This window comes from Pseudorhodoferax sp. LjRoot39 (assembly GCF_964253035.1).
GTDB lineage: Bacteria > Pseudomonadota > Gammaproteobacteria > Burkholderiales > Burkholderiaceae_C > Pseudorhodoferax.
On the sequence record NZ_CAXUQL020000001.1, the window covers coordinates 3,089,550 to 3,115,147 of the forward strand.

Annotated in this window: 24 protein-coding genes and 2 pseudogenes; 9 read left to right on the plus strand and 17 right to left on the minus strand. The window is 64.6% G+C overall.

The features are described 5' to 3' along the window. Nucleotides 1–89 precede the first annotated feature (89 nt). From carA to ACSQ4M_RS14490, 6 genes and pseudogenes are all read left to right on the plus strand, one after another. A complete protein-coding gene (carA, locus tag ACSQ4M_RS14465) occupies nt 90–1,274 on the plus strand; it encodes a glutamine-hydrolyzing carbamoyl-phosphate synthase small subunit (RefSeq protein WP_436190191.1) in 1,185 nt (394 codons plus the stop codon). Next, complete coding sequence (carB, locus tag ACSQ4M_RS14470) at nt 1,267–4,509, plus strand: carbamoyl-phosphate synthase large subunit (RefSeq protein WP_436190192.1); 3,243 nt, start codon at nt 1,267–1,269, stop codon at nt 4,507–4,509. Before carA ends, carB begins: the two co-directional genes overlap by 8 nt. A 19-nt stretch (nt 4,510–4,528) precedes the next feature. Next, entirely contained in the window at nt 4,529–5,398 is an 870-nt protein-coding gene (locus ACSQ4M_RS14475; protein WP_436190193.1) for a Kdo hydroxylase family protein, read from the plus strand. A gap of 64 nt (nt 5,399–5,462) precedes the next feature. Continuing rightward, a complete protein-coding gene (gene greA / locus ACSQ4M_RS14480) occupies nt 5,463–5,942 on the plus strand; it encodes a transcription elongation factor GreA (RefSeq protein ID WP_436190194.1) in 480 nt (159 codons plus the stop codon). Nucleotides 5,943–5,953: 11 nt separating this feature from the next. Continuing rightward, the gene (locus ACSQ4M_RS14485) at nt 5,954–6,382 is read left to right on the plus strand and encodes a DUF4149 domain-containing protein (protein ID WP_436190195.1); all 429 of its coding nucleotides are present in this window, start codon (nt 5,954–5,956) and stop codon (nt 6,380–6,382) included. A gap of 2 nt (nt 6,383–6,384) precedes the next feature. Beyond that, a pseudogene (locus tag ACSQ4M_RS14490) lies at nt 6,385–7,350 on the plus strand (aminotransferase class V-fold PLP-dependent enzyme); the annotation flags it as partial. Nucleotides 7,351–7,638: 288 nt separating this feature from the next. On the opposite strand, the gene ACSQ4M_RS14495 reads toward ACSQ4M_RS14490, so the two are convergent. From ACSQ4M_RS14495 to ACSQ4M_RS14555, 13 genes are read right to left on the minus strand one after another with little or no spacing between them, the layout of a single operon-like run. Then, nucleotides 7,639–7,884 (minus strand): DUF2274 domain-containing protein, encoded by a 246-nt coding sequence (locus tag ACSQ4M_RS14495; protein WP_000108283.1) that lies wholly within the window; start codon nt 7,882–7,884, stop codon nt 7,639–7,641. Continuing rightward, nucleotides 7,881–9,161, minus strand: coding sequence for a TrbI/VirB10 family protein (locus ACSQ4M_RS14500; protein ID WP_003092274.1), 1,281 nt, complete (start codon nt 9,159–9,161; stop codon nt 7,881–7,883). Before ACSQ4M_RS14500 ends, ACSQ4M_RS14495 begins: the two co-directional genes overlap by 4 nt. 2 nt (nt 9,162–9,163) lie before the next feature. Continuing rightward, on the minus strand, nt 9,164–10,156 hold the full coding sequence (gene trbG / locus ACSQ4M_RS14505; protein WP_000776560.1) for a P-type conjugative transfer protein TrbG: 993 nt from the start codon (nt 10,154–10,156) through the stop codon (nt 9,164–9,166). Continuing rightward, nucleotides 10,153–10,857 (minus strand): conjugal transfer protein TrbF, encoded by a 705-nt coding sequence (gene trbF, locus ACSQ4M_RS14510; RefSeq protein ID WP_001211312.1) that lies wholly within the window; start codon nt 10,855–10,857, stop codon nt 10,153–10,155. The genes trbG and trbF overlap by 4 nt, the downstream gene beginning before the upstream one ends. Nucleotides 10,858–10,875: 18 nt before the next feature. After that, nucleotides 10,876–12,243, minus strand: coding sequence for a P-type conjugative transfer protein TrbL (gene trbL, locus ACSQ4M_RS14515; protein WP_001000746.1), 1,368 nt, complete (start codon nt 12,241–12,243; stop codon nt 10,876–10,878). Continuing rightward, entirely contained in the window at nt 12,240–12,566 is a 327-nt protein-coding gene (locus tag ACSQ4M_RS14520) for a hypothetical protein (protein WP_014603538.1), read from the minus strand. The genes trbL and ACSQ4M_RS14520 overlap by 4 nt, the downstream gene beginning before the upstream one ends. A 12-nt stretch (nt 12,567–12,578) precedes the next feature. Continuing rightward, nucleotides 12,579–13,322: a P-type conjugative transfer protein TrbJ gene (trbJ, locus tag ACSQ4M_RS14525; RefSeq protein WP_003092277.1), complete on the minus strand. Its 744-nt coding sequence runs from the start codon at nt 13,320–13,322 to the stop codon at nt 12,579–12,581. Further along, a complete protein-coding gene (gene trbE / locus ACSQ4M_RS14530; protein WP_000933135.1) occupies nt 13,319–15,769 on the minus strand; it encodes a conjugal transfer protein TrbE in 2,451 nt (816 codons plus the stop codon). Before trbE ends, trbJ begins: the two co-directional genes overlap by 4 nt. A gap of 12 nt (nt 15,770–15,781) precedes the next feature. Further along, nucleotides 15,782–16,051, minus strand: coding sequence for a VirB3 family type IV secretion system protein (locus ACSQ4M_RS14535; protein ID WP_003092280.1), 270 nt, complete (start codon nt 16,049–16,051; stop codon nt 15,782–15,784). Further along, nucleotides 16,048–16,434, minus strand: a complete 387-nt coding sequence (locus ACSQ4M_RS14540; protein ID WP_000150010.1) for a TrbC/VirB2 family protein — start codon at nt 16,432–16,434, stop codon at nt 16,048–16,050. Before ACSQ4M_RS14540 ends, ACSQ4M_RS14535 begins: the two co-directional genes overlap by 4 nt. Next, on the minus strand, nt 16,431–17,501 hold the full coding sequence (gene trbB / locus ACSQ4M_RS14545) for a P-type conjugative transfer ATPase TrbB (RefSeq protein ID WP_023093367.1): 1,071 nt from the start codon (nt 17,499–17,501) through the stop codon (nt 16,431–16,433). The genes ACSQ4M_RS14540 and trbB overlap by 4 nt, the downstream gene beginning before the upstream one ends. Continuing rightward, a complete protein-coding gene (locus tag ACSQ4M_RS14550; protein WP_000085131.1) occupies nt 17,498–17,974 on the minus strand; it encodes a ribbon-helix-helix protein, CopG family in 477 nt (158 codons plus the stop codon). The genes trbB and ACSQ4M_RS14550 overlap by 4 nt, the downstream gene beginning before the upstream one ends. Continuing rightward, entirely contained in the window at nt 17,971–19,968 is a 1,998-nt protein-coding gene (locus tag ACSQ4M_RS14555) for a conjugal transfer protein TraG (RefSeq protein ID WP_001163195.1), read from the minus strand. Before ACSQ4M_RS14555 ends, ACSQ4M_RS14550 begins: the two co-directional genes overlap by 4 nt. Nucleotides 19,969–20,273: 305 nt before the next feature. Between ACSQ4M_RS14555 and ACSQ4M_RS14560 the strand changes: the two genes are divergently transcribed. From ACSQ4M_RS14560 to ACSQ4M_RS14570, 3 genes and pseudogenes are all read left to right on the plus strand, one after another. Continuing rightward, the gene (locus ACSQ4M_RS14560) at nt 20,274–21,179 is read left to right on the plus strand and encodes a LysR family transcriptional regulator (protein WP_023093368.1); all 906 of its coding nucleotides are present in this window, start codon (nt 20,274–20,276) and stop codon (nt 21,177–21,179) included. A 281-nt stretch (nt 21,180–21,460) separates the two neighbouring features. Further along, nucleotides 21,461–21,991: a hypothetical protein gene (locus ACSQ4M_RS14565; protein WP_000043569.1), complete on the plus strand. Its 531-nt coding sequence runs from the start codon at nt 21,461–21,463 to the stop codon at nt 21,989–21,991. Nucleotides 21,992–22,092: 101 nt separating this feature from the next. Further along, nucleotides 22,093–22,272: pseudogene (locus ACSQ4M_RS14570) on the plus strand (integrase core domain-containing protein); the annotation flags it as partial. A 228-nt stretch (nt 22,273–22,500) separates the two neighbouring features. Here the strand turns inward: ACSQ4M_RS14570 and ACSQ4M_RS14575 are convergent. From ACSQ4M_RS14575 to ACSQ4M_RS14590, 4 genes are all read right to left on the minus strand, one after another. Beyond that, complete coding sequence (locus ACSQ4M_RS14575; RefSeq protein ID WP_000539741.1) at nt 22,501–22,818, minus strand: DMT family transporter; 318 nt, start codon at nt 22,816–22,818, stop codon at nt 22,501–22,503. 58 nt (nt 22,819–22,876) lie between these two features. After that, the gene (locus ACSQ4M_RS14580) at nt 22,877–23,140 is read right to left on the minus strand and encodes an EexN family lipoprotein (protein WP_000717310.1); all 264 of its coding nucleotides are present in this window, start codon (nt 23,138–23,140) and stop codon (nt 22,877–22,879) included. A 32-nt stretch (nt 23,141–23,172) separates the two neighbouring features. Beyond that, the gene (locus ACSQ4M_RS14585; protein WP_436190196.1) at nt 23,173–24,078 is read right to left on the minus strand and encodes a LysR family transcriptional regulator; all 906 of its coding nucleotides are present in this window, start codon (nt 24,076–24,078) and stop codon (nt 23,173–23,175) included. A gap of 93 nt (nt 24,079–24,171) precedes the next feature. Continuing rightward, nucleotides 24,172–25,575, minus strand: coding sequence for an efflux transporter outer membrane subunit (locus tag ACSQ4M_RS14590; RefSeq protein ID WP_000078291.1), 1,404 nt, complete (start codon nt 25,573–25,575; stop codon nt 24,172–24,174). Nucleotides 25,576–25,598: the final 23 nt, after the last annotated feature.

Genomic DNA, 25,598 nt, shown 5'->3' on the forward strand with positions numbered 1-25,598 from the left:
CCGCCACATCCCCTTAAAGCAGCAGTCCAGGGAAGCACTCCAGGTGCTTGTCGAGGGCGCCGGGCGACCGTCACCATCCGGAGAACCCAGTGCTTTCATCCCTCCAGGGATCCTTCCCGCCCGCGATCCTGGCGCTAGCTGACGGCACGGTCTTTATCGGCAACTCGATCGGCGCCACTGGCGCGACCGTCGGCGAAGTCGTGTTCAACACGTCGATGACCGGCTACCAGGAAATCCTGACCGATCCGAGCTACTGCCAGCAGATCGTCACGCTCACCTATCCGCACATCGGCAACTACGGCACCAATGCCGAAGACATCGAGGCCGACAAGATCCACGCCGCCGGCCTGATCATCAAGGATCTGCCGCTGCTGGAGTCGAACTTCCGCAGCAACGCCAGCCTGAGCCAGTACCTGGTGGCGGGCAAGACCGTGGCGATTGCCAACATCGACACGCGCAAGCTGACCCGCCACCTGCGCAGCAAGGGTGCGCAGAACGGCGCCATCGTGGCGCTGGCCGCCGGCAGCACGGTCACGCAGAAGGACATCGATGCCGCCATCGCCCAGGCCAAGGCCGCGCCGGCGATGTCGGGCCTGGACCTGGCCAAGGTCGTCTCGGTGCGCGAGACCTACAGCTGGACCGAGACCGAGTGGAAGCTGGGTGCGGGCTACGGCGTGCAGATCACGCCCAAGTTCCACGTCGTGGCCTTCGACTACGGCGTCAAGAAGAACATCCTGCGCATGCTGGCGCAGCGCGGCGCACGCATCACCGTGGTGCCGGCGCAGACGCCCGCGGCCGACGTGCTCAAGCTCAAGCCCGATGGCATCTTCCTGTCCAACGGCCCTGGCGACCCGGAGCCCTGCGACTACGCCATCGAGGCCACGCGCCAGCTGATCGAGACCGGCATCCCGACCTTCGGCATTTGCCTGGGCCACCAGATCCTGGCGCTGGCCTCGGGTGCCAAGACCTTCAAGATGAAGTTCGGCCACCACGGCGCCAACCACCCGGTGAAAGACCTGGACAACGGCCGCGTGTCGATCACGAGTCAGAACCACGGCTTCGCGGTCGACGAGAAGACGCTGCCGGCCAACCTGCGCCCCACGCACGTGAGCCTGTTCGACGGCACGCTGCAGGGCCTGGCCCGCACCGACAAGCCGGCCTTCTGCTTCCAGGGCCACCCGGAAGCCTCGCCCGGCCCGCACGACATCGGTTACCTGTTCGACCGCTTCACGCTGTCGATGGAAAAATTCAAGGCGGAGGCGAAGAATGCCTAAGCGCACAGACCTCAAGAGCATCCTCATCATCGGCGCCGGCCCCATCGTCATCGGCCAGGCCTGCGAATTCGACTACTCCGGCGTGCAGGCCTGCAAGGCGCTGCGCGAGGAGGGCTACAAGGTCGTCCTGATCAACAGCAACCCCGCGACGATCATGACCGACCCGGCCACGGCCGACGTCACCTACATCGAGCCCATCACCTGGCAGACGGTCGAGAAGATCATCGCCAAGGAGCGCCCCGACGCCATCCTGCCGACCATGGGCGGCCAGACCGCGCTGAACTGTGCGCTGGACCTGTGGCGCAATGGCGTGCTGGACAAGTACAAGGTCGAGCTGATCGGCGCCACGCCCGAGGCCATCGACAAGGCCGAAGACCGCCTGAAGTTCAAGGACGCGATGACCAAGATCGGCCTGGGCTCGGCCCGGTCCGGCATCGCGCACAGCATGGACGAGGCCTGGGGCGTGCAGAAGACGGTGGGCTTCCCGACCGTGATCCGTCCCAGCTTCACGCTGGGCGGCACGGGCGGCGGCATCGCCTACAACGCCGAGGAATTCGAGACCATCTGCAAGCGCGGCCTGGAAGCCTCGCCGACCAACGAGCTGCTAATCGAGGAATCGCTGCTCGGCTGGAAAGAGTACGAGATGGAGGTCGTGCGCGACAAGGCCGACAACTGCATCATCGTCTGCTCGATCGAGAACCTGGACCCGATGGGCGTGCACACGGGCGACTCCATCACGGTGGCACCGGCGCAGACGCTGACCGACAAGGAATACCAGATCCTGCGCAACGCCTCGCTGGCGGTGCTGCGCGAGATCGGCGTGGACACGGGCGGCTCCAACGTGCAGTTCTCGATCAACCCGGCCGACGGCCGCATGGTCGTGATCGAGATGAACCCGCGCGTGTCGCGCTCCTCGGCACTGGCGTCCAAGGCCACGGGCTTCCCGATCGCCAAGGTCGCGGCCAAGCTGGCCATCGGCTACACGCTGGACGAGCTGCGCAACGAGATCACCGGCGGCGCCACGCCCGCCAGCTTCGAGCCCAGCATCGACTACGTGGTGACCAAGATCCCGCGTTTCGCGTTCGAGAAATTCCCGACCGCCGACAGCCACCTGACCACGCAGATGAAGAGCGTTGGCGAGGTCATGGCCATGGGCCGCACTTTCCAGGAAAGCTTCCAGAAGGCGCTGCGCGGCCTGGAAGTCGGCGTCGACGGCATGAACCAGAAGACGCAGGACCGCGAGGTGCTCGAGGAGGAACTCGGCGAGCCCGGCCCCGACCGCATCTGGTACGTGGGCGACGCCTTCGCCTCCGGCTGGACGCTGGACGAAGTGCATGCGCTGACCAAGATCGACAAGTGGTTCCTGGTGCAGATCGAGGAGATCATCCGCATCGAGCTGGACCTGGACAAGCACACCGAGGAACACGGCGCCGCGGCGCTGTCCAAGGTCACGGCCGATGAGCTGCGCACCTTGAAGAAGAAGGGCTTCTCCGACCGCCGCCTGGCCAAGCTGCTCAAGACCGACGAGAACGCCGTGCGCGCCGCGCGCCATGCGCACAACGTGCGCCCCGTCTACAAGCGGGTGGACACCTGCGCGGCCGAGTTCTCGACCGACACCGCCTACATGTACTCGACCTACGAGGACGAGTGCGAGGCCGAGCCGACCGACAAGAAGAAGATCATGGTGCTGGGCGGTGGCCCGAACCGCATCGGCCAGGGCATCGAGTTCGACTACTGCTGCGTGCACGCGGCACTGGCGATGCGCGAGGACGGCTACGAGACCATCATGGTCAACTGCAACCCCGAGACCGTGTCGACCGACTACGACACCTCGGACCGCCTGTACTTCGAGCCGCTGACGCTGGAAGACGTGCTCGAGATCGTCGACAAGGAAAAGCCGCTGGGCGTGATCGTGCAGTACGGCGGCCAGACGCCGCTCAAGCTCGCGCTGGGCCTGGAGGCCGCCGGCGTGCCCATCATCGGCACCACGCCCGACATGATCGACGCGGCCGAGGACCGTGAGCGCTTCCAGAAGCTGCTGCACGACCTGGGCCTGCGCCAGCCGCCGAACGCCACCGCGCGTGCCGAGCCCGAGGCGCTGGAAAAGGCGCAAGCCCTGGGCTACCCGCTGGTGGTGCGCCCGAGCTACGTGCTGGGCGGCCGCGCGATGGAAATCGTGCACGAGCAGCGCGACCTGGAGCGCTACATGCGCGAGGCGGTCAAGGTCAGCAACGACTCCCCGGTGCTGCTGGACCGCTTCCTGAACGACGCCATCGAGTGCGACGTGGATGCCGTGCGCGATGCCACGGGCCGCGTCTTCATCGGCGGCGTGATGGAGCACATCGAGCAGGCCGGCGTGCACAGCGGCGATTCCGCCTGCTCGCTGCCGCCGTACTACATCAGCAAGGCCACGGTCGACGAGCTCAAGCGCCAGACCGCCGCCATGGCGCAGGGCCTGAACGTGGTCGGCCTCATGAACGTGCAGTTCGCGATCCAGCAGAAAGACGGCCAGGACGTGATCTACGTGCTGGAAGTCAACCCGCGCGCCAGCCGCACCGTGCCCTTCGTGTCCAAGGCCACGGGCATCCAGCTGGCCAAAGTCGCGGCACGCTGCATGGCCGGCCAGTCGCTGGATGCGCAGGGCATCGGCGCCGAGGTCACGCCGCCGTACTTCAGCGTCAAGGAAGCCGTGTTCCCGTTCGTGAAGTTCCCGGGCGTGGACACCATCCTCGGCCCCGAGATGAAGTCCACGGGCGAGGTCATGGGCGTGGGCAAGACCTTCGGCGAAGCCTTCGTGAAGAGCCAGCTCGGCGCCGGCACCAAGCTGCCGCGTTCGGGCACCGCCTTCCTGACGGTCAAGAACAGCGACAAGCCGCGTGCCGTGGAAGTGGCCCGCGCACTCGTGTCGCTGGGCTTCACCGTGGTGGCGACCAAGGGCACGGCGGCCGCCATCACGGCCGCTGGCGTGGCCTGCAAGACCGTCAACAAGGTCACCGAAGGCCGTCCGCACGTGGTCGACATGATCAAGAACAACGAGATCGTGCTGGTGGTCAACACGGTGGAGGAGCGCCGCAATGCGATCGCCGACAGCCGTGCCATCCGCACCTCGTCGCTGCTGGCGCGCGTGACCACGTTCACGACCATCTTCGGTGCCGAGGCCGCGGTCGAAGGCATGCGCTACCTGGACCAGCTCGACGTGATCTCGGTGCAGGAGATGCACGCGCAGCTGGCCTGACCGCATTGGGGGCCGGCCGATGACCTCGCAACTGCTGGAACTGGACCAGGCCGACTGGGCCGGCGCCCGTTCCGACGATGCCTGGATCGCCGCGCTGGAGGCGGGCAAGGTGCTGTACTTTCCGCGCCTGGGCTTCGAGCTGCTGCCGCAGGAGCAGCGCCTGCTCGATCCGGCGCTGCTGGCCGAAGGTTCGCGCAACATCAGCCTGGACGGCCAGGGCCGGCTCAAGGGCGCGGCCGGCGATGCCGCCACGCAGCAGGCCGCGGCCGCCATGGTCGCGCGCTTTCGCAGCCAGGCGCGCCAGCTGGTCGATGGCCTTCTGCCAGCTTACGGCACAGCCCTGCGCATGGCGCCGACCAGCTTTCGTCCGGCCCAGGTCGAAACCCGCACGCAGTCCTGGCGTGCGGACGACAAGCGCCTGCATGTGGACGCGTTTCCGTCGCGGCCCAACTACGGTGAGCGCATCCTGCGCGTCTTCACCAACCTGAACCCGCACGGTGCGCCGCGCGTCTGGCGTGTGGGCGAGCCCTTCGAGGCCGTGGCCCAGCGCTTCCTGCCGCGGCTCAAGCCGTATTCCCGTTGGCAGGCCAAGGCCTTGCGGGCCCTGCGCGTGACCAAGTCGCTGCGCAGCGAATACGACCACCTGATGTTGCAGCTGCACGACGCGATGAAGTCCGACCTGGGCTACCAGCAGAGTGCGGCGCAGGAAACGGTGCCCTTCCCGCCGGGCTCGGTCTGGGTCTGCTTCTCCGACCAGACCTCGCATGCCGTGATGTCGGGCCAGTTCATGGCCGAGCAGACACTGCACCTGCCGGCAGCGAGCCAATACAATCCCGCCGCGAGTCCGCTGGCGATCCTGAGCCGGCTGACGGGACGAACACTCGTCTGATCCCCGCTCACCTCACACCGCCGAACGGCAACGCTCGGCGGTTTGTTTTTTGGAGACCCGAACAATGTCCTCAACCTTTCCCGTGACCAAGCGCGGTGCCGAAGCGCTCAAGACCGAGTTGCACCGCCTGAAGACCGTGGACCGCCCCTTCATCATCAATGCGATCGCCGAAGCGCGCGCGCAGGGTGACCTGTCGGAGAACGCCGACTACGACGCCGCCAAGGACCGCCAGGGCTTCATCGAAGGCCGGATCCAGGAGATCGAGGGCAAGCTGTCGGTGGCCTCGGTCATCGATCCGGCCAGCCTGAACGCCGGCGGCAAGGTGGTGTTCGGCGCCACCGTGGACCTCGAAGACGAAGACAGCGGCCAGGCCGTGACCTACCAGATCGTCGGCGAGGACGAGGCCGACCTCAAGCTCGGCCGCATCAACATCTCCAGCCCGATCGCGCGTGCGCTGATCGGCAAGAGCGAAGGCGACAGCGCCGAGGTGCAGACGCCCGGCGGCCTCAAGCACTACGAAGTCGTCACCGTCCGCTACATCTGACGGCGCTGGCCATGCGCGCACGCGTGCCGCTGCTGGCCGCTGCCCTGTGGTGGGGCAGCCTCACGGCCCTGTTCTGGATCGTGCCCCTGCTGTTCATGCAGCTGCCGAGCCCGGCGCTGGCCGGCGGCGCCGCGGCCCGTTTGTTCAGCGCCCAGACCTGGGCCACGCTGGGCTGCTGCTTCCTGATCCTGATGGCCTCGCGCCCGCGCGATGCCGAGCGCCCGGCCGCCTGGGCCTGGCCCGTGCTGCCCTGGGTGCTGGGCGGCCTGCTGCTGGCATTGCTGGTGGAGTTCGCGGTCGCGCCACGCATCGTGGCGCGTGAGAATCTCAAGCTCTGGCACAACCTGGGCAGTGGCATGCTGCTGCTGCAATGGCTTTGTGCCAGCATCACGCTGTGGCAACTGGCGCGTCCTGCGCCCCCATCCCAAGAAGGAGACTGACCATGCCCGGACTCTTGCCCGATGTCGACCCGGACGGCCTGCTGGAATTCTCGGTGGTCTACACCGACCGTGCGCTGAACCACATGTCCAAGCGCTTCACGCACGTGGTGCAGGACATCCTGTCCACGCTCAAGCAGGTCTACCACGCCCACACCGCCGTGCTGGTGCCCGGCAGCGGCACCTTCGGCATGGAGGCCGTGGCCCGCCAGTTCGCCAACCGCGAGAAGGTGCTGATCGTGCGCAACGGCTGGTTCAGCTACCGCTGGAGCCAGATCTTCGACGCGGGCGGCCTGGGCGGCGGTGCCGTGGTCTGCAAGGCGCGCCGCGTGGGCGAGGGCGCGCAAGCCCCCTGGCAGCCTGCGCCGGCCGACGAGGTGGCCGCCGCGATCCGCGCCGAGAAGCCCAAGGTCGTGTTCGCGCCGCACGTGGAGACCGCCAGCGGCATCCTGCTGCCCGACGACTACCTGCGTACCATCAGCGCGGCCGCGCACGAGGTCGGCGCGCTGTTCGTGCTGGACTGCGTGGCCTCCGGCGCCATGTGGGTGGACATGCAGGCCACCGGCGTCGACGTGCTGATCTCCGCGCCGCAGAAGGGCTGGAGCAGCTCGCCGTGTTGCGCCATGGTGATGCTGAGCGCCCGGGCGCGCGAGGCCATCGAGGGCACGACCAGCAGCAGCTTCTCCTGCGACCTCAAGAAGTGGATGCAGATCGCCGAGGGTTACGAGAAGGGCCAGCACGCCTACCACACGACCATGCCGACCGACGCGCTGGTGCGCCTGCGCGACGTGATGCTGGAGACGCGCGAAATCGGCTTCGATGCGGTGCGCACCGCGCAGATCGCACTCGGCAGCAAGGTGCGCGCGCTGCTGGAGGCGCGCGGCCTGCCCAGCGTGGCGGCCGAGGGCTTCAAGGCGCCGGGCGTGGTGGTGAGCTACACGACGGATCCTGAGATCCAGAACGGCAAAAAAGTGCCGGTGTCAATTCTTTCGCGCAAATCAAGAAGGACTTGAAACCGTATATGGGACAGTAGGTTAGCTCCTTTCGGGGCCGCTTAGAAGAAGAGCGGCGTTGTCGGCTAGGAGCGACATAGGAGCGTTGGGAGAGAAAGCCGCATCGCACTGTGTAGTGCTGGATTGCCGAGGAACGGCGGGCCTGTCGCATCATCATAGCCCAACAGGCTCGGCGGCATCCAGAATGAAGAACGCGCAGCCTGGGCTGCGCGTTCGATGGATGCCGTTGAATAGCATGCGGTGCAATCATGGCGGCTTCGGTGGTGTGCTGCGGGTCGCCGTGCCCTTCCTGAATCCTCGATCCCCCGCCATGAACGCTTCCAGCATATGCGGGATCAGCGTCGCCGCATCAACGGCCTCGCCATACGCCTGCGCGTGTAGCGCGGCGTAGCGGTCGAGGTCGACTTTCAAGCTGGTCGGGCAAACGAAAGTCAGCTTGGTGCTCTCGGTCTTCGGCAGCGGGCCGAGCCGCAGCTTCTTGGTCGTGCTCATCGTGAAGTCCCCCGGTTGAAGAACAGCGGCTGGTACGGCCGCAGCACCAGATCCCGGTTGACGATGATGCGAACCGGCAGGCCCGGCCGTTGCGTTAAGGTCGGCTGGATGTTGAGGTTGCGCCGGGTCATCTCCTGGCCGACCTGATTGATGCTGTCCTGCGCGCTGTCGCGCCCAGCGATGATGACGCGATCACCATCCTGCCGGTTCTCCGGCGCGGCCAGCTCGGCACCGACGCCCAGCAGCGTGGTGAGTGCCGCACCGGCAAAGATGCGGCCCCAGTGGTAGTCCACATCGTCCTCCAGCCCGGCATAGCCGGCTGGGTCGGTGCCGGCCAGGTTGTCGAGCGTGAGCGAAGACGTGTCCGGCAGGATGATCCGGTTCCAGACGACTTGAACGCGGCTCTGCCCGTAGCTGACCTGGCTGTTGTATTTGCCCAGGATGCGCGAACCCTGCGGAATCAGCAGGAAGCGCCCGGTGGCTGTGTCATAGACCGGCTCCGTCACCGTGGCGATCACGTCGCCGGGCAAGTCCGACTTGATGCCCGTCACCAAGGCACCTGCGACCACTGTTCCGGCCATAACCTGATACGGCGAAATTGGCAGAGTCAGATTGCCGGAATTACGGGTTTCAGTGGGGCCAGCTTTCATGAAAGCCTCTTTCTGGTCTTGCCGGTTTTGCACCGCTGTCGGGTCAGCAGGTTGGGCCGCCGTGGAGGCCGGCCCGGCCGCCAGCGGGTCAAACGCCGCATTGGCGGCGAAGCCCGGCGCAGCGGCCACCTGTGTCTGCGCTACCGGCGCCGCATTCTGCCCACCCGAGCGGAAGAACACGGACGAGGCCGCGGCCGCCTCGGCTTCTTTTCGCAGGGCATCGTTCGGGTCGTGACCGGGGGCCGCGTAGGCAGCCGTCGCCGGTTGCTGCGACTTCACGATAGCCGGGCCAAGATCGCCCGGCAGCGGTGGCCCTAGTTCGGGAACGGCAGGCAGCAACGCCGGCGGCAGCTTGGAATAGTCCGTCGGCAGCGCATCCAGTCCTTCCGACTTTGACACGCGATCGACGTTGTAAAGCTCGGTCTGCTCGCCTGTGCTGCGTCGATGAGGTTGCAGCGACCACATCAGCGCGCCGAGCACGGCGACCGCTAGGACGCCGGCAAGGATGGCCAGCGAGCGCCGGTTCAGGCGTGTGACTGGACGCGGCTGGGCGCGCAGCGCCACTGCCTCCGGCGCCACCTTGTCCGCCTGCGGCGCGGCAAGGTCGGGAGTGTCATCCTGGCTCATGGTCAGTTCCTCCGTGCAACACCATCGGTGCGCTCGATCCGCACCACGTCGCCGCCATCGCCGCCCAGCCGCAGTTCGGCCGCGCCGAACAGGCGATCCACGACGTAGTACGGCGAGCGAAAACGGTAGTTCACCAGTTGCCCGTCGCCCTGCGCGCCGATGACAAACAGCGGCGGCAGCTCGCCCTGGGCGATGCCCGGCGGGAACTGGATATAGACCTTCTCTCCATCATCGAAGGCGCGCAGAGGCTTCCACGGCGGGTTGCTGCCCGATACCGCGTAGCGGAAGCGGATCTTGTCCAGCGACAGGCCCGTATCGACAGGCGTTGTTGCCTGCGCTGCCTGCGCCTGGCGCTGCAACGCGAGCATTCGGTCTTTCGGATAGTCCCAGGACACCGACGCCATCCATGCCCTCTCGGTCGAGGTCAGCTCCAGCAGGTAGGTGCGCCGACTGGTGGTGATGACGAGATTGGTTTTCAGACCGGAGCGGATAGGCTTGACCAGCACATTGACGCGCAGATCGGCCCCGCCGCCGCTGGACGTGTCGCCCACGATCCAGCGCACGGTATCGCCGGCGGCGACCGTTACCAGTTCCTCGCCCGGTTGAAGCGAAACCACCGTCACGCGCCCCGGCGACGCATATACCTGATAAAGCGCGCCATCGGTGAACGGCCACACCTGAATCGCGTTGACGTAGCCCTCACGGGTAGGCGCGATACGCGCTTCTGCATTGGCACGGGAAACGCGCACCTTTTCGTCGGCCGGCTCCGGCGCAACGGGGGCCTCATCGAGTTCCGGCAGGGGCTTCAACTGCGCCGGCAGCGCCAGCGGTTCAGGGACGGCGACGACTTCGACGGGCTTGGGCGGTTCGGGCAACGGCTGGGCCAGCACCGTCTCGTCGAGCGAGATGGATGGCGGCGGCTTCCCCTGCGAGGCGCAGCCCGCGAGGGCCAGCAGCGTCAAAGGAACAACGTAAAGGCGGAAACGAAGTTTCATGGTTTGGCTCCTTCGGAAGAATCCAGTTCGCGGCTCCATGACAGGCCGTTGACGTAGATACCCAATGGGTTCTTGAGCAGGCGCTGTTCAGTACGCGGGGTTTGCAGGACGGTCGAAAGCACGGCGTTCCAGCGTTCGGTGCCGGCGGGCGCACCGTTGACATAGCGCTGCTCTGTCCAGCGCACGTTGAAAGACGTGTCGCTCGCGCGAACCACGCTGGTGATTTGCACCGTTACCGATTCCTTGCCGATGCGGGCGAATGGGTCATTGGTGCGGGCGTAGTCGTTGAGCACCGCCGCGCCCTTGTCGGTGGTGTAGTCGTAGGCATCGAGCCAGTTCTGCCGCACCACGATGGGGTCGATGGACAGCGAGCGAACCAGCGTCACGAAGCGCGCCAGGTGGTGCGCGATCTGCGCGTCGCCGGGCCGGTACGGCGTGGCGGCCTCTCCCACGGCGCGCACCTGCCCGGCTTGATCGACCTCGATGACATAGGGCGTCACGATGGACTGCGCCGAGCGCCACACCAGGCCGCCGGCCATCAACAGCGCGAGCACTAGGCAGCCGAAGGCCATCAGGCGCCAATTCTTCGCCTGCACGCGGGCGGAGCCGATACGGTCGTCCCACACCTGGGCGGCGGCTTGATACGGGGTGGCAGGCTGCGGCGTATCGGCGTAGCGCACCTGCGGTCGTTTGAATCGCATGGGTGTTCTCCTTGAAGGTTAGGTATCGGAATCCCGCAGGCTCGGGCCTTGCCCGGAGCCGCCGCCGTCGCCGCCGCGCAGCGTGTGGGCGGCAGTGGTCGCGGCATGGGTAGCCTGCTGGCGGCGGTGCATCCGCTTGGCCCAGGCCGGTTGCTCTTGCTTCTGCGAGCCTGCGGTGCCGTCTGCGGTCTGGCCGGGGCCAGCACCGTCGCTGCCGGCTTCTGTGCCGTTCCAGCCAGCGCGGAAGGAGTCGGCCACCTTCTGCCCAACAGCGGAAGCACCAGAGGTGACGCTGCGGCCTGCGGCTTGTGCGCCAGTCTTGGCGACATTGCCGAGGCCAGCCGCCGCGCCCTTGGCACCGCCGCCGGCCGCAGCGGAACCGGCCTGGAACGCCGATCGGGCACTGCCGGCCGCCGAAGTCGCGGCACGCGCACCGGCACCGGCCAGCTTTGCGGCCGCCGGGGCCATTCGTGCCCCGGCCATGACGGCGCCGCCCACGCCCGTTACGGCGGCGCCGATGGCAACGCCGGTGCCGACAGCCCCGACCGCAGCACCAGCCATCGCGCCCGCACCAAGCTGTGGCGCACCGGACACCAGGCCGGTGGCGATACCGGGGCCGAAAATGCCCAGCGCCAGCAGCGCGAGCGAGGCCAGCATCACGACCAGCGCGTGGTCGATGGATGGTTCGTCGGGATGCACCTGGAACTCGGCGAACAGGCCTGAACCGATGCCGACGATGACGGCCAGCACCAAGACCTTGATGCCTGACGACACCACGTTGCCTAGCACCTTTTCCGCGAGGAACGAGGTCTTGTTCCAGAGTGCAAACGGGATCAAGACGAAGCCGGCGAGCGTAGTCAGTTTGAACTCGATCAGCGTGATGAAAAGCTGTACGGCCAGCACGAAGAAGCAGAGGATCACCACCAGCCAGGCGATGAACAGAACCACGATAGGGTCGATGTTCACGAACACCTCGGGGAACCCAGCCATGTCCCCGATCTGTTCCAGAATCGGCGCGGCTGCGTCGATGCCGGTCTTCGCCAGCCGGCCCGGCTGAAGGAAGTTCTCCATCGTGATGGCCGAGCCGGTAGCGGTAATTCCCAAGCCGGCGAACGAGCGGAACACGATGCTCGCCAGCCAGTTGAAGTTGCCGATGATGTAGGCGAACGCGCCGACACAGAGCACCTTGCGCAGCAGCTTGGCGATCACGTCGTCGCCCTGGCCGGTGGCGTGGCTCATGGCCCAATACAGGCCAGCGATCGTCATGTCGATGACGATGAGCGTGGCGGTGAGAAATGCCACTTCGCCCTGCAATAAGCCGAAGCCCGAGTCGATGTAGCGCGAGAACGTATCGAGGAAACGGTCGATGATGGTCACGTCGTTCATGGCGAATCCTCGGGCGGAGTGAGCGGAACGGCGCCCTCTGGCAATTCATCTGCGGGCGTATCGAAGCTCGGCGGAATCGGCGGGAGTTCAGCCAGCGAGTTGTATTCATCCGGCCCGGTATGGCCGGCGAAGAAGCGCCGCCGGAAGGCTTCAGCGGCGGCGCGGCAGGCATCCTCGCCCACGGCCTGCCGGTCGGCCGCGCATTGCCCGCGCAACGCCTTGAGCCGCACCGGATCTGCGGCCAGGGCGTCGGCCAGGTTCTCGGCCGGCTGCTGGCCGCACGCGGTCAGCAGCACGGCCATCAGGACGGAAGCGCATCGCATGGCCGCCTCCGGTCAGTTGTTATAGAAGTTGACGGACTGCGGCGTGTACGGCGTGCCGGTGCCCAGAAAGCGCCGCCGCACTTCGCGGGCGCGCTCCATAGCCGCCGCTTGCCGCGCCAGTTCCAGTGAAGCGGCCCGGTCTTGCGTGATCTGGAGCTGCTGCGCCTGGATCGACTGCTTGGCCTGCAAAGCCAGGAGCTGGTTCGTCGCCTGCATCGCTTGCAGCGCGCCGGTGGCCGACTGGCTCTGGCTCACGAGATCGGCCAGCGCGCTTTCGTCTTGGGCGAGGTTCTGCGACACCTGCGCCTGCATCCGCATCGCGGTGTGCAAGCCGTTCAAGGTGTTCTGCCAGCGTTCGCGGGCGTCCTGTGCCATGCGGTCGCCGCTGATGGTGGCGGCGTACTGTTCCGGGTACAGGCGGGCGAACGTGGCATCCATGCTCTGCACGTCGTAGGCCAAGCCGCGCGCCTCGGCGATCAGGCGCTCGGTGGTGGCGAGCGTCGAGCGCAGGCGGTTGACGATGTTGAAGTCGAGATTTGCCAGGTTCCTGGCCTGGTTCATCAACATCTGCGCCTCGTTCTGAAGCTGGTTGATCTGGTTGTTGATCTGTTCCAGCGTGCGCACGGCGGTCAGCGTGTTCTGCACGAAGTTGGACGGGTCGAACACCGTCAGCGCGGATGCGGGCTGCACGGCCAGCAGCGATACCGACAGCACGGCAGCGAGTGAGACAGAGAGCAAACGGGGCTTGGTCTTCATGGTGAAACCTCCAGCGGTTGAGAAGCGAGAAAGGAAGCTGCCGCCGGAGCGGACGGCAGCAGGTCGGCGGCCCAGCCGAGGCCGCGATGGCGCAGCCACGCGCCGGCGAAGCCGGGAGCGCCGGCCTGCGTCAGCACGCGGTCAATATCGCGTTGGTCTTGAGGGGTGGATGCGCCCGCGAATGCGAGCGCGACAGGCCCCAGGTCGAGGTCGAACAGGCGATTGCCGAGGCGCGACTGGTAGTAGTAATCGCGCTTGGGCTGTGCGGTCGCCACGATCTCAATCTGGCGGCTGTTCAAGCCGAAGCCTTCGTAGATCGTGCGAATCTGCGGCTCGGTGGCCTGCGGGTTAGGTAAGAAGATCCTGCTCGCGCAGCTTTCGATGATGGCTGGCGCGATGGTCGAGTCCTTGATGTCGGCCAGCGACTGCGTGGCAAAGATGACGCTGACGTTCTTTTTTCTGAGCGTCTTGAGCCATTGCCGGATGCGGGCCGCGAAGGACGGCTCATCGAGGAACAGCCACGCTTCATCGAGGATCAGCAGCGTGGGCGCGCCGTCAAAACGTTCGTCGAAGCGGGCGAACAGGTAGCGCAGCACTGCTTGCACGGCGGCGGGGCTGTGCATCAGTTCTTCCATCTCAAAGCCCTGCACGTCGGCCATGCCCAGCCGGTCGTGGTCAGCGTCCAGCAGCTTGCCGTGGGCGCCGCCCAACACATAGGGCGCGAGCGCTTGGCGCAGCGCGTTGGACTGCAATAACACCGACAAGCCGGTCATGGTGCGCTGCTCCACTGGCGCACCGGCAAGGCTTCGCAGCGCCGACCAAATGGCAGCCTTCTCGTCCGGGCCGACCGTCACGCCTTCGTGCAGCAGCCGGCCCTCCACCCATTCGGCGGCCCAGGTGCGGTAGCCCTCGTGGGCTATTCGCGCGAGTGGCTGGAAGGCGATGCCGCCATCGGCACCGAGGTCGTAGTGCTCACCGCCAAGGCCGAGGATGGTGGCGCGCATCGAGCGCCCCATGTCGAAGGCGAAGATCCGCGAGCCGAAGTAGCGCCGGAACTGCATGGCCAATATGGCGAGCAGCACCGACTTGCCCATGCCGGTCGGCCCGGCGACAAGGGTGTGCCCCACGTCGCCGATGTGCGTCACCAGCCGGAACGGCGTCGCGCCATCGGTGCGGGTGACGATCAGCGGCGGGCCATCGAGGTGTTCGTTCTTCTCCGGCCCAGCCCATACCGCTGACATCGGCATCATGTGCGCCAGGTTCAGCGTCGAAACGATGGGCTGACGCACGTTCGCGTATGCGTTGCCGGGGACGGACGACAGCCAGGCATCGACTGCGTTGAGGGTTTCGGGGATGGTCACGAAACCCCGGCCCTGGATGACGCGCTCCACCATGCGCAGCTTCTCGTCGGCCACGGCCGGGTCGGCGTCGAGCACCGTCACCGTGGCGGTGAGGTAGCCGAAGGCGACTTGATCGCTGCCCAGCTCCTGCAAGGCGGCATCGGCGTCGGCGGCCTTGTTGCTGGCATCGGTATCGACCAGCGGGCTTTCCTGCTGAAAGATCGTTTCGCGCAGCAGCGCGATGACGTTCTTGCGCTTGGCGAACCATTGGCGCCGCAAGCGCCCCAATTCCCGTTCCGCCTCGGCTTTGTCCAGGCACAGGAAGCGCGTACTCCAGCGATACGCAAAGCCCAGGCGGTTGAGGTCGTCCAAGATCCCCGGCCAGGTCGAGGTCGGGAAGCCTCGTACCGACACCACGCGCAGGTGCTGATCGCCCAGCATGGGCGCCAGGCCGCCGACCAGCGCGGCATCGGCCAGCAGTGCGTCGATATGGAACGGCACGTCGGGCACGCCGACGCGATAGCGCCGCGTGGAGACTGTGGCATGCAGGTAGGTCAGCGTCTGGCTATCGTCCAGCCAGGCAATCTCCGGCATCACACCATCGAGCAGGTCGAACACGCGATCGGTCTCTGCCACGAAGGAATCAAGCCGACCACGCCAGTCCACACCCTCAGTGGGCCGGTTCTCGTACAGCATCCCAGCCGCACGGGCGCGAGACTCTTGCGGCGGTAGGTGTTGCAACGTGAAGTGATAGACGCTCTCGAAATGGCCATCCGACTCCTCGAACGCCGCGCGTCGCTCCTCATCCACCAGCCAGGACAGTGGTTCGGGAAAGGAGGATTGCGGATAGCTCGATGCCCGCATCCGCTCGGCCTCGATATAGAAGGCCCAGCCAGACCCGGTACGGCGAAGCGCGTTGTTCTGCCGCGCCGACGTGGCAATCAGCTCGCCCTGTGTCGCACTGTCCAAGTCGGGGCCGCGAAACTGGAACGTGCGTTGAAACGAACCATCTTTGTTCAGCACAACGCCCGGCGCGACCAGCCCGGCCCAGGGCAGCCAGTCGGCAAGCAAGGCCGGGCGCTGACGATATTCGGCAAGGTTCAGCATGGCGTCCTCCCCTCACACGTCCAGAAGCGGGCGGTGTTTGATATGCCGCGCGAAGACCTGCATGAACTGCGGATCGACGCGCGCACCCCATACGGCCAGCGAGTGGCCGACGATCCAGAGCACCACGCCGGGAATCCACAGTTGCAGGCCCAGCCCGACGGCGGCGGCTAGCGTGCCGTTGGCAATCGCCACGGTGCGCGGCGCACCGCCCAGCAGGATCGGCTCGGTCAGCGAGCGATGCAGCGGCACTTCAAAGCCCGGAAGATCGGTGGCCTTACTCATACGACGGCCCCTCCGGAGAAGCTGAAGAACGACAGGAAGAACGAGGACGCGGCGAACGCGATGGACAGGCCGAACACGATCTGGATCAGCTTGCGAAAGCCGCCGCTGGTATCACCGAACGCCAGCGCAAGCCCCGTCGAGATGATGATGATCACCGCCACGATCCGGGCGACTGGCCCTTGGATGGATTCGAGGATGGAGGTCAGCGGCCCTTCCCACGGCATCGAGGAACCGGCGGCCTGCGCCGTGCCCGCCAGCAACAGCATCAGCGCGGCCAGCAGCAGCCCTTGCCCTGCGGGACGGGCCAGGTGGCGCAGCCGCGCCATGCTGGACAGGCGAGAAATAGGATTTACGGAAAGACGGAAAGCATCAACGTGCGTCATGGCAGTTCTCCAGGTTGGTCAGGGGTCGAGGAAGGCGCAGCGGCAGCGGCTGCAAGAGGAACCGGCGGCAGCTCGGGAAACGGCGTTTCCAGCGCATCTGTCAGGCGATAGCCCGCACCGTCGAAGCCGACGACACGGGAGATGGTTTCGACGTGACGTTTGCGGCCACGGCCTGCGATGTGAATCACCACGTTGACCGCCTCGGCGATCAGGGCGCGGGGCGGATTCACTGCCACTTCGAGGATCAGTTGCTCCAGACGCAGCAGTGCGCCCAAGGCGGAGCCGGCATGGATGGTGGCAATGCCGCCGGGGTGGCCGGTGCCCCAGACCTTCACCAAGTCCAGGGCTTCGCCGCCACGCACTTCGCCGACGATCACGCGGTCAGGCCGCAGGCGCATCGTGGCCCGCACCAGCTCGGTCATTGTGACGACGCCGGCGCGGGTGCGCAGCGGCACATGGTCGCGGGCCGCGCATTGCAGCTCGATGGTGTCTTCGAGCACCAGCACGCGGTCGCCTGTGGCGGCGATCTCGGCCAGCAGCGCGTTCGCCAGCGTGGTCTTGCCGGTGCTGGTGCCGCCGGCGATCAGGATGTTCTGCCGCTCGCGCACGGCGCGGCGCAGGAACTCGGCCTGCCCGGCGGTCAGGATGCCGTCGGCCACGTAGCGATCCAGGCCGATGATGCTCACGGCCCGCTTGCGTAGCGCGAAGGCTGGCCCCGGGGCGGCCGGAGGCAGGATGCCCTCGAAACGCTCGCCGGTTTCCGGCAACTCGGCGGTCAAGAGCGGCTGGCCGCGATGCACCTCCGCGCCGACATGCGCGGCGACCAGGCGGATGATGCGTTCACCATCGGCCTCGGGCATCTCCACGCCCAGCGGCGAGCGACCCGACGACAGCCGATCCACCCACAGGGTGCGATCGGGGTTGAGCATGATTTCCACAACATCCGGATCTTCGAGCGCAGCGGCGATCAGCGGCCCCATCGCCGTGCGCAGCATCTGGATGCGGCGATCCTGGGACGCCGCGGCGGATGAGCGAGATTCAGGCGGAATCTGCGGAACGGCACTCATGACGCACGCTCTGCAGCTCGCTCATCGGCGGACGCCATCGCTGCTGCGTCATCCATCCGCATCGGATCGGGGTGCAGTTCCTCCACCACGTCGCGCACCAGACTGCGGCCACGCAGCAGGTGGCGACCCAACTGCTCGACGAACTGCTCGAAGCGCGCTTTGCCCTGGGCGCGGGCCGCGTCCTTGTGGGCTTCTGGCACCGGCGTGCTGATGGTCAAGAAATAGCGGATGAACAGCGCCAGCGTTTCGATCTGGATGTTCTGGTCGCGCTCCATGCGTTCGGTCTGCCGCGACAGTCGATCCAGCCGCTTGGCAATGGCGGCCTCACGCTGGTCGCCCGCATCGGGTGACAGCCAGGACGCCAAGGCCGCTGCGACGATGGAGGACTTGGACACGCCTTTCTTGGCGGCAAGTTCATCCAGGCGCTTGGCGTGCTCGGGCTGGATGAAAAGATTGAGGCGGTATTGGCTCATAGGTCGATTCCGTCGTTGGGGTCGAGAGAAGCCAGCCGGGCCGTGCGCTGCATGGCCGGGTCGAGCTGGCCGGGAAGCGGGAGCGCCAGGTCGTCGTCATCGAGCAGCTCCAGGTCGTTCGCACACGCGTCCAACTCGGGCTCGTAGGCGACGGTTTCGGAGAGTTCGAGCTGGCGGCGCGGGCCGCCGTCATCGGTGCCGCCCGGACCATCGGCGGATACCGAGGTCGGCGCCGTAGGTACGGCCGGGATCGCCAAGCCGCTCCAGTCGTCGGGGCGGGCTGGCGGCGCGTCGGCGTACCTCCCGACTGCGAGCACGGGCGGTGGCAGGACGCGATCCTTGAAATTGGCGTCGACGTAGTAACGCAGCTTCTTCGCGCGGATCGGGGCAACGCTGGACACCATGACTACGGCGTCCTCAGGTGGAAGCTGCATCACCTCGCCGGGCGTCAGCAGCGGACGTGCAGTTTCCTGACGCGACACCATCAGGTGCCCCAGCCACGGAGCGAGGCGGTGGCCCGCGTAGTTGCGCTGCGCGCGAAGCTCGGTGGCGGTGCCGAGGGTTTCGGAAATCCTTTTCGCCGTCCTTTCGTCGTTGGTGGCGAAAGTCACCCGGACATGGCAGTTGTCGAGGATGGAATGGTTCTGCCCATACGCCTTGTCGATCTGGTTCAGGCTTTGAGCGATGAGAAAGCTGCGGATGCCGTAGCCGGCCATGAAGGCAAGCGCGGACTCGAAAAAATCGAGGCGACCCAGCGCCGGAAACTCGTCCAGCATCAGCAGCAGCTTGTGCCGGCGCGCGATGCCATCGCTGCCGTCGAGCGATTCGGTCAGCCGCCGCCCGATCTGGTTCAAGATGAGCCGGATCAGCGGCTTGGTGCGGCTTATGTCGGAGGGCGGCACCACCAGATAGAGCGATACCGGGTGCTCGGCGGAAATCAGGTCGGCGATGCGCCAATCGCAGCGCGATGTGACTTCGGCCACGGTCGGGTCGCGGTACAGGCCGAGAAACGACATGGCGGTGGAGAGCACGCCCGATCGCTCGTTGTCCGACTTGTTGAGCACTTCGCGGGCAGCGGATGCGACAACCGGGTGAGGCGCATCGCCCAGGTGCTTCGTCGTCATCATCCGGTGCAGCGTCAGCTCGAACGGACACGCCGGGTCGCTGAGGAAGTTGGCGACGCCGCGCAGCGTCTTGTCCTCGCCTGCGTACAGAACATGCAAGATTGCACCGACCAGTAGCGCGTGGCTGGTCTTCTCCCAATGATTGCGCTTCTCTAACGCACCTTCAGGGTCAACCAGAATGTCGGCGATGTTCTGCACGTCGCGCACTTCATGTGCGCCGCGCCGGACTTCAAGCAGCGGGTTGTAGGCGGCCGACTGCCTATCGGTGGGGTTGAAAAGCAGGCAGTGCGAAAAGCGCGAACGCCAGCCCGCCGTGATCTTCCAGTTCTCTCCCTTAATGTCGTGAATGACGGCGGACGCCGGCCACGAAAGCAACGTAGGCACCACCAAGCCCACGCCCTTGCCCGAGCGCGTGGGTGCGAAGCTCAGGACATGTTCCGGCCCCTCATGTCGGAGGTATTGGTCGTCGTGTTGGCCGAGGAAGACGCCCGCCGGGAGGGTCAGTCCAGCTTTGCGGATGTCGACGGCATCGGCCCAGCGTGCCGAACCATAAGTCGTAACCAGCCGCGACTGCCGAGAACGCCATACCGACATGGCGATGGCGACGAGTAAAGCGAACAAACCGCTACCACCCGCAATCGCACCGCCTGTGTCGAAGACGTGCGGCGCGTAGGCATCAAAGAAGAACCACCATTCGAACAAGCGCCACGGGTGATAAACCGGTACACCTAGAAGATCGAACCAGGGCGATCCGAGGCGTACTTGATAGCCAAGGGTCGCTGCTGTCCATTGTGTGGCGCCCCAGACGCCGGCGATCACGATGCCGATTACCACAGCGATCTGGCCGAACAGAACGTTCGTCCCTTGCATGACCTGTCCTCCGATTTCTCCTGCGCTGGTGTCTCATTGAAAGCGTTGCACAGGGGGTGTCGCAGGCGTCAGGATCGGTTCTGGGCTAGTGCCGGTCAAAGACCGTTCGCAGCACAATGGTCGAGGGAAAAGAAAGAATGAGCGCGGTGGCGAGTCAAAGAAAAGCGCCGCAAGCGAAAGCGCACTGCGGCGCATACAGAGTTCCAAGCAAGTTACCCAAAAAAAGCCGTCAATGGGCCTTGCTTCCACTCATAGGCAATATTTAGATATCATGAAAAACGATGATATTTAAGATTGGAATAAAAATGAAAAATATCAAGAGTATGGATCTCAACTTGCTCAAGGCGCTGGACGCATTGTTAGACGAACGCAATGTGACACGGGCGGCGGCCCGTCTGGGACTAACCCAGCCGGCCTTGAGTGGCATGCTGACGCGGTTGCGCGAGAGCTTCGGTGACCCGCTTTTCGCGCGCTCGCAGCGGGGTATCGTTCCAACGCAGCGGGCGCTGGATCTAGGGATGCCTGTCAAGCAGGTGCTCGCCGAAATCGACGCGCTGCTCCAGCCACCTTCCTTCAATCCGGCCACCGCACAACTGACCTTCTCCATCGCCGCGACGGACTATGCGCTGCGTGCCGTTGCTGTCCCATTTCTATCGGCACTTAAACGGCACGCACCGCGTGTACGAGTCTCATTAGTGCCAGTCGAGAGCGGGCAGCTACAGAACCAGCTTGAGCGCGGTCAGATCGATTTAGCCCTCCTGACGCCAGAGATCACTCCGCCAAATCTGCATGCCCGAGAGCTGTTCAAGGAACACTATGTGTGTGTCCTGCGGGAAGACCATCCTGCGGCTATGGGGCGCAAGCTGACCGTTAAACAGTTCTGTGCTCTCGACCATGCGCTTGTTTCCTACGATGGTGGAGGTTTCCGCGGCGTCACCGACGATGCGCTAGAACAGTTGGGCAAACGACGCAGCGTCACACTGTCGGTCAAGAGCTTTCTGATCTTGCCAGACATCCTGCGTGCCAGTGACATGGTTGCGATCTTGCCGAGCCGCTTGGTCGCCGGTATGGACAAGCTGGCTATCTCCCTGCCGCCGGTGAAGATACCGGGGTTCACCAAGACGGCTGCTTGGCACGAACGCACCCATCACGATCCAGCACATCGCTGGATACGAGCACTGCTGTTCACTTCCTGTGCTAACAACAAGTAGGCAAGATCGCTCCTATCGTCATGCTCAGCACAACTCTACCTCGCACTACAAATAAGCAATCAGTCGGCTCAATTGGAGACGCGCCCTTTCGTAGCGCCGCTGCGAGATAGCCTAGTCGGTGGATGGCAGAACCTAGGCCTTGATATCATATTTTATGATATCAAAAATAGAAACTTAGGATTTCACTTATTGCAGATGGAGGCTCATGATTTGCTCCATGACCACTTGAATGACGCAGCCACCCCTGTTGCGTCATCGACATTTTGTGAAGGAGCTTCGATATGAGCAAGCAACAGAACGCCATCCTCTGGCCCGAAGGCTACACGCCGGGCTTTACTGAGAATTTCGCCTCCAATGAGATCATCGCCGCCGGCTTGAGCGCGGCCGACGTATGGCCTCTACTCGTCACACCATCGCTGTGGCCAAGCTACTACGCCAACTCGGCTAACGTGTGCTTTCATGACGGCAAAGGCCCGGTACTGGCCGACGGCGATCGGTTTTACTTCGAGACCTTCGGCTTCCCGGTAGAGGGGCAGTGCAACGAATACGTGCCACCTGCGGATGGGCAACCCGGCCGCGTGGCCTGGCACGGCTGGTCCGGCGAGGAAGGCACAGATACGCGCCTGGATGTGCATCACGCCTGGCTGGTTGAGAACCTGGACGGCAGGCGCGTGCGCATCCTCACGCAGGAAACTCAGAAGGGCAAACCGGCCGAGGAGCTGCACAACGCCAAACCCAACCCGATGATCAACGGCCATCAGGACTGGCTCGACAGCTTGGTCGAGGCAGCGCGCAAAGCCAAGCAGGCGTAGTGGTCTCCGGCCGCTTGATCCCAAGCGTCTGAACGGAGAAAACCATGATGAGAACTCCCCTCAGGATTCTGCTGGTCCTGACTTCGCAGGCAACGATGGGCGACGAACTGCTCAACCGCGAATGGTTCCGCAGTCGGACCGAAGCGAAGGTGCTGATCGAACGTTGGCGACAGTTCTACAACGAGCAGCGGCCGCATAGCGCGCATGCTTACAAACCGCCGGCGACGATCCGGCGCAACTGGATCCAATCCGATAGCATCCCCTCCGAACTCACTGCCTGACTGGCTACAAAGTTCGTACTCAGGTCACCTTGGCGCAGGCACTGAAGGTGGAGCCACCCGGAATGGGTGCTCCCACCGCCTTACGCGCACTGGCTCGAACTCTCCCGAGGCGCCGGCAAGCTCGTCACATAGCGACTAGAGAGAGGAGGTGACCGTACGAGTTCCCAGCGCCCGATCCACTCTGGGAGCTGGGTCGCCTAGCGACTACGCTACCAATGGAGCTAGCGATCAACTCGATAACTTGAGCGTGATAACGCCCAGGATGATCAACGCCACGCCAAGGTATCGCATCAGGGAGGTTGGGTCGCCATAGAAATGAATTCCGACTAAGAAAGTTCCCGCCGCTCCGATACCCGTCCACACCGCATAAGCAGTCCCAATCGGTATCTGACGCTGAGCAAGCCATAGGAAGGCGCCGCTAATTGTCATGAAAGAGACGGCTACTGCGACCCCACTCCAACGCGATGTTGGCTCTTGCGCCATTTTCAGCCCGACCGGCCATCCGATTTCAAACAATCCAGCCAAAACAAGATAGATCCAACCCATTGCGATTCTCCTTCAAATTTTTCATATCCGGCATACATACTCCGGCATGACCACCAGCTTAGAACTTCGGCGGCTCTTTAGGCGTGGTGTGGGGCACATCGCCATCTTCGTAAAAGCGCTTTCGCGTAGCCTCGGCAACCCGGTTACATAGTTGGTCGCCCAGCATTGGTCGATCCAACTTGCATTGCTTGCGCAACTCTTTCAGACGCTCAGGATTGAGCGCTAATTCATCGACTGTCGGAAGGTTGGCTTTATCTGGTTTCCCAGATGGGCTGCAGGCTGCCAATGTCGAGGAAAGCAATATGAGAGCAATCTTCTTCATGGTTAATTTTCTTTGGGAGATTGTGTGATGGTTTACCGCCGACCTTTGGCATCTGGAGATTTGATCGAATGAACGCGTTCCATGAAGCGAGTCAGCATTTCTGACGGCTCGCTGGCCGGCCGTAGTAGATAGGTCGTGAGCATTGGCGAACGTCCAGTCAGCGGCCGTGCGACCACCCCCTGTTCCCTGCTGGCTGTGATATGCGCGCCTCCTGTGAGGCCTAGTGCAAGTCCCGCCGAAACCAGGACCATCCTTAGATCGCTGGAAGTCACGCGTTCGGCAATCAGTGGCTCTATGTCCACGCGACGTAGCACCCGTTCAACTTGCCGAGCATGGCCCTCACACGCCACCGCGTCGCAGAGCACCAGCGGATACCGCAACAGCTCTTCTAGGGGAATCTGTTTGTGGGATAGCAAGGGGTGCCGTGCGGGCACAGCTACCATCAGAGGGTCACTCCACACCGGCACTGCGATGATGCCTTCGCCGACTTCATCCGATTGAGCGAAGCCGAGATCGTACAGTTCGCCACACAATCCCTTGATTTGCTGTGCCAAAGGCACCTCGAAGAAGCGAACTTCCACTTCCGGCTCTTCCTGCCGGCAGAGCGCCAACAACGCAGGCAGGCGCGATGGCGTGATTCCATCAGACAATGCAATACGGAGCTGGCAATGAAAGCCATTGGCTGCGGCGTTCACACTGTCGCGCGCCTGCTGCAAAGCTGCGAAGACACGCGGCACGCTCTCAAAGAAGAGCCTGCCCGCACGAGTCAAGCGGGTGCTCCGAGTGGTTCTCGCAAATAGCGCTACGCCCAACTCTTCCTCAAGTTCCTTGATGGCGCGCGACAGCGGCGATGTCTCTATGTGGAGGCGCTCTGCGGCTCGGGCAAAGTGCAGCTCCTCTGCCACCGCCAGAAAGTAGCGCAGGTGTCGAATTTCCATGTTCGCATTCCTCATCACTCAGGCCTCACCACCTTCGCCTTGCGTCACGCTATTTAGCTAGCCTTCGCAAGCTGCTCCAGCATGTTTCTGCGATCAAACAGGAGAGCCGGATAATGCTTTTGCCAGGACGCCCCATTGCATGGCTGTCTCGGCCCGCGTGCGGATCAGCGAAGCCTGCGCTGACAGCACCCCGGCCTCAGCCTCGGCCACCACCGTGGCGTCCACTTGTCCCGCCTCGAACAGACGTCGGCTGCGATCGAGCTGACGCTCCGCGACTGCGACACCCTCGGCCTGATGCTCCAGTGCTGCGTGCTGCGTATGCCAACCGAGATATGCGTTCTCTACGTCCTGCAAAGCACTCAACAAAGTGCGCTCGAACTCCGCACGGGCAGCTCGGCTGCGCGCCTCTCCGGTCTCGATGCCGGCACGGATCGCGCCACCATCGAAGATCGGCAACGACACCCCGGCCCCAAGTGAAAAAATGTTTCCAGTGATGCGGGTTCCCACACTCTCTACGCGCTGCCGTCCGCCGCTCAGGTCCAACACCAGCCTGGGGAAGCGTTCGCCTTCGGCTGCGTTCCAGCGCGCGGTTTCGGCGGCGAACTTCGCTTCGGCGGCGCGCACGTCGGGCCGCTCACTCAGCAGGTCCGCAGGTATGCGTGTCGGTGTCCAGTCCGGGACGGCGAGCGACGCAAGAGTTGGGGAAGCTGCAGGCGCTCCGGGCGTTTGTCCCACTAGTACATCGAGTGCATGCGTCGCCTCGCCGCGCGCACGCCGCAGTTGCTCTTGCTCCACGCGCAGTGCGACGACGCCGGCGCGGGTACGCTCGATGTCGAAGCCGGTAGCTTGTCCGGCCTCGAACTTCCGTTGCATCAGCAAGACGAGTCGTTCTGCGGATGCCAGCCGCGCCGCGGCTAGCGCTTCGAGCTCACTGGCTTGGCGCTGCTGCACAGCCGCCGACACTGTTTCAAACGCGACCTGCCACCGCGTGGCAACCCACGCTTGTTCGGCTGCCACCGCATCCAGGCGCGCACCTTCTGCTGCCTGCGAAAGCCGTCCCGACAGGTCTGCCTCCCACGATGCGGACAACGTGGCGCGGCCATCATTGCCGATTGCAACGTTCTCTGAATAGTCGCGTCCTCGAGTTGCCTGCGTGCCCGCGGACAACGAGGGGAGCAGGGAGGCCCGTGCTCGCCGCGTGGCGGCCGATGCCTCGTCCACGCGCGCTCGCGCAATCGTCAGTTCGGTATTGCGCTCCAGCGCCGCCCGGACCAAGGCATTGAGGTGCGGATCGCCGTAGGCCGTCCACCAATCGACGGGAAGAGTACGGCGGGACGATTTGTCCAAGATGCCTTCACCTCCCTCTTCATTTGAGAAATGGGCCGGTACATCCAGGCGAGGTGGATCGGCAGAGTGCGGGGCATGGCTGCAGGCCGCAAGAAGCAGTAGCGGAGAAATCATGGCAATGAGGCGATAGCGTTCAAGAATTTGAGACATGGCAGCTCCTTGCGTTCCGAAAA

Coding starts and splice junctions, on each gene's coding strand:
- carB (WP_436190192.1), top strand. CDS start 1,267: ATGCCTAAGCGCACAGACCTCAAGAGCATCCTCATCATCGGCGCCGGC.
- ACSQ4M_RS14475 (WP_436190193.1), top strand. CDS start 4,529: ATGACCTCGCAACTGCTGGAACTGGACCAGGCCGACTGGGCCGGCGCC.
- greA (WP_436190194.1), top strand. CDS start 5,463: ATGTCCTCAACCTTTCCCGTGACCAAGCGCGGTGCCGAAGCGCTCAAG.
- ACSQ4M_RS14485 (WP_436190195.1), top strand. CDS start 5,954: ATGCGCGCACGCGTGCCGCTGCTGGCCGCTGCCCTGTGGTGGGGCAGC.
- ACSQ4M_RS14495 (WP_000108283.1), bottom strand. CDS start 7,884: ATGAGCACGACCAAGAAGCTGCGGCTCGGCCCGCTGCCGAAGACCGAG.
- ACSQ4M_RS14500 (WP_003092274.1), bottom strand. CDS start 9,161: ATGAGCCAGGATGACACTCCCGACCTTGCCGCGCCGCAGGCGGACAAG.
- trbG (WP_000776560.1), bottom strand. CDS start 10,156: ATGAAACTTCGTTTCCGCCTTTACGTTGTTCCTTTGACGCTGCTGGCC.
- trbF (WP_001211312.1), bottom strand. CDS start 10,857: ATGCGATTCAAACGACCGCAGGTGCGCTACGCCGATACGCCGCAGCCT.
- trbL (WP_001000746.1), bottom strand. CDS start 12,243: ATGAACGACGTGACCATCATCGACCGTTTCCTCGATACGTTCTCGCGC.
- ACSQ4M_RS14520 (WP_014603538.1), bottom strand. CDS start 12,566: ATGCGATGCGCTTCCGTCCTGATGGCCGTGCTGCTGACCGCGTGCGGC.
- trbJ (WP_003092277.1), bottom strand. CDS start 13,322: ATGAAGACCAAGCCCCGTTTGCTCTCTGTCTCACTCGCTGCCGTGCTG.
- trbE (WP_000933135.1), bottom strand. CDS start 15,769: ATGCTGAACCTTGCCGAATATCGTCAGCGCCCGGCCTTGCTTGCCGAC.
- ACSQ4M_RS14535 (WP_003092280.1), bottom strand. CDS start 16,051: ATGAGTAAGGCCACCGATCTTCCGGGCTTTGAAGTGCCGCTGCATCGC.
- ACSQ4M_RS14540 (WP_000150010.1), bottom strand. CDS start 16,434: ATGACGCACGTTGATGCTTTCCGTCTTTCCGTAAATCCTATTTCTCGC.
- trbB (WP_023093367.1), bottom strand. CDS start 17,501: ATGAGTGCCGTTCCGCAGATTCCGCCTGAATCTCGCTCATCCGCCGCG.
- ACSQ4M_RS14550 (WP_000085131.1), bottom strand. CDS start 17,974: ATGAGCCAATACCGCCTCAATCTTTTCATCCAGCCCGAGCACGCCAAG.
- ACSQ4M_RS14555 (WP_001163195.1), bottom strand. CDS start 19,968: ATGCAAGGGACGAACGTTCTGTTCGGCCAGATCGCTGTGGTAATCGGC.
- ACSQ4M_RS14560 (WP_023093368.1), top strand. CDS start 20,274: ATGAAAAATATCAAGAGTATGGATCTCAACTTGCTCAAGGCGCTGGAC.
- ACSQ4M_RS14565 (WP_000043569.1), top strand. CDS start 21,461: ATGAGCAAGCAACAGAACGCCATCCTCTGGCCCGAAGGCTACACGCCG.
- ACSQ4M_RS14575 (WP_000539741.1), bottom strand. CDS start 22,818: ATGGGTTGGATCTATCTTGTTTTGGCTGGATTGTTTGAAATCGGATGG.
- ACSQ4M_RS14580 (WP_000717310.1), bottom strand. CDS start 23,140: ATGAAGAAGATTGCTCTCATATTGCTTTCCTCGACATTGGCAGCCTGC.
- ACSQ4M_RS14585 (WP_436190196.1), bottom strand. CDS start 24,078: ATGGAAATTCGACACCTGCGCTACTTTCTGGCGGTGGCAGAGGAGCTG.
- ACSQ4M_RS14590 (WP_000078291.1), bottom strand. CDS start 25,575: ATGTCTCAAATTCTTGAACGCTATCGCCTCATTGCCATGATTTCTCCG.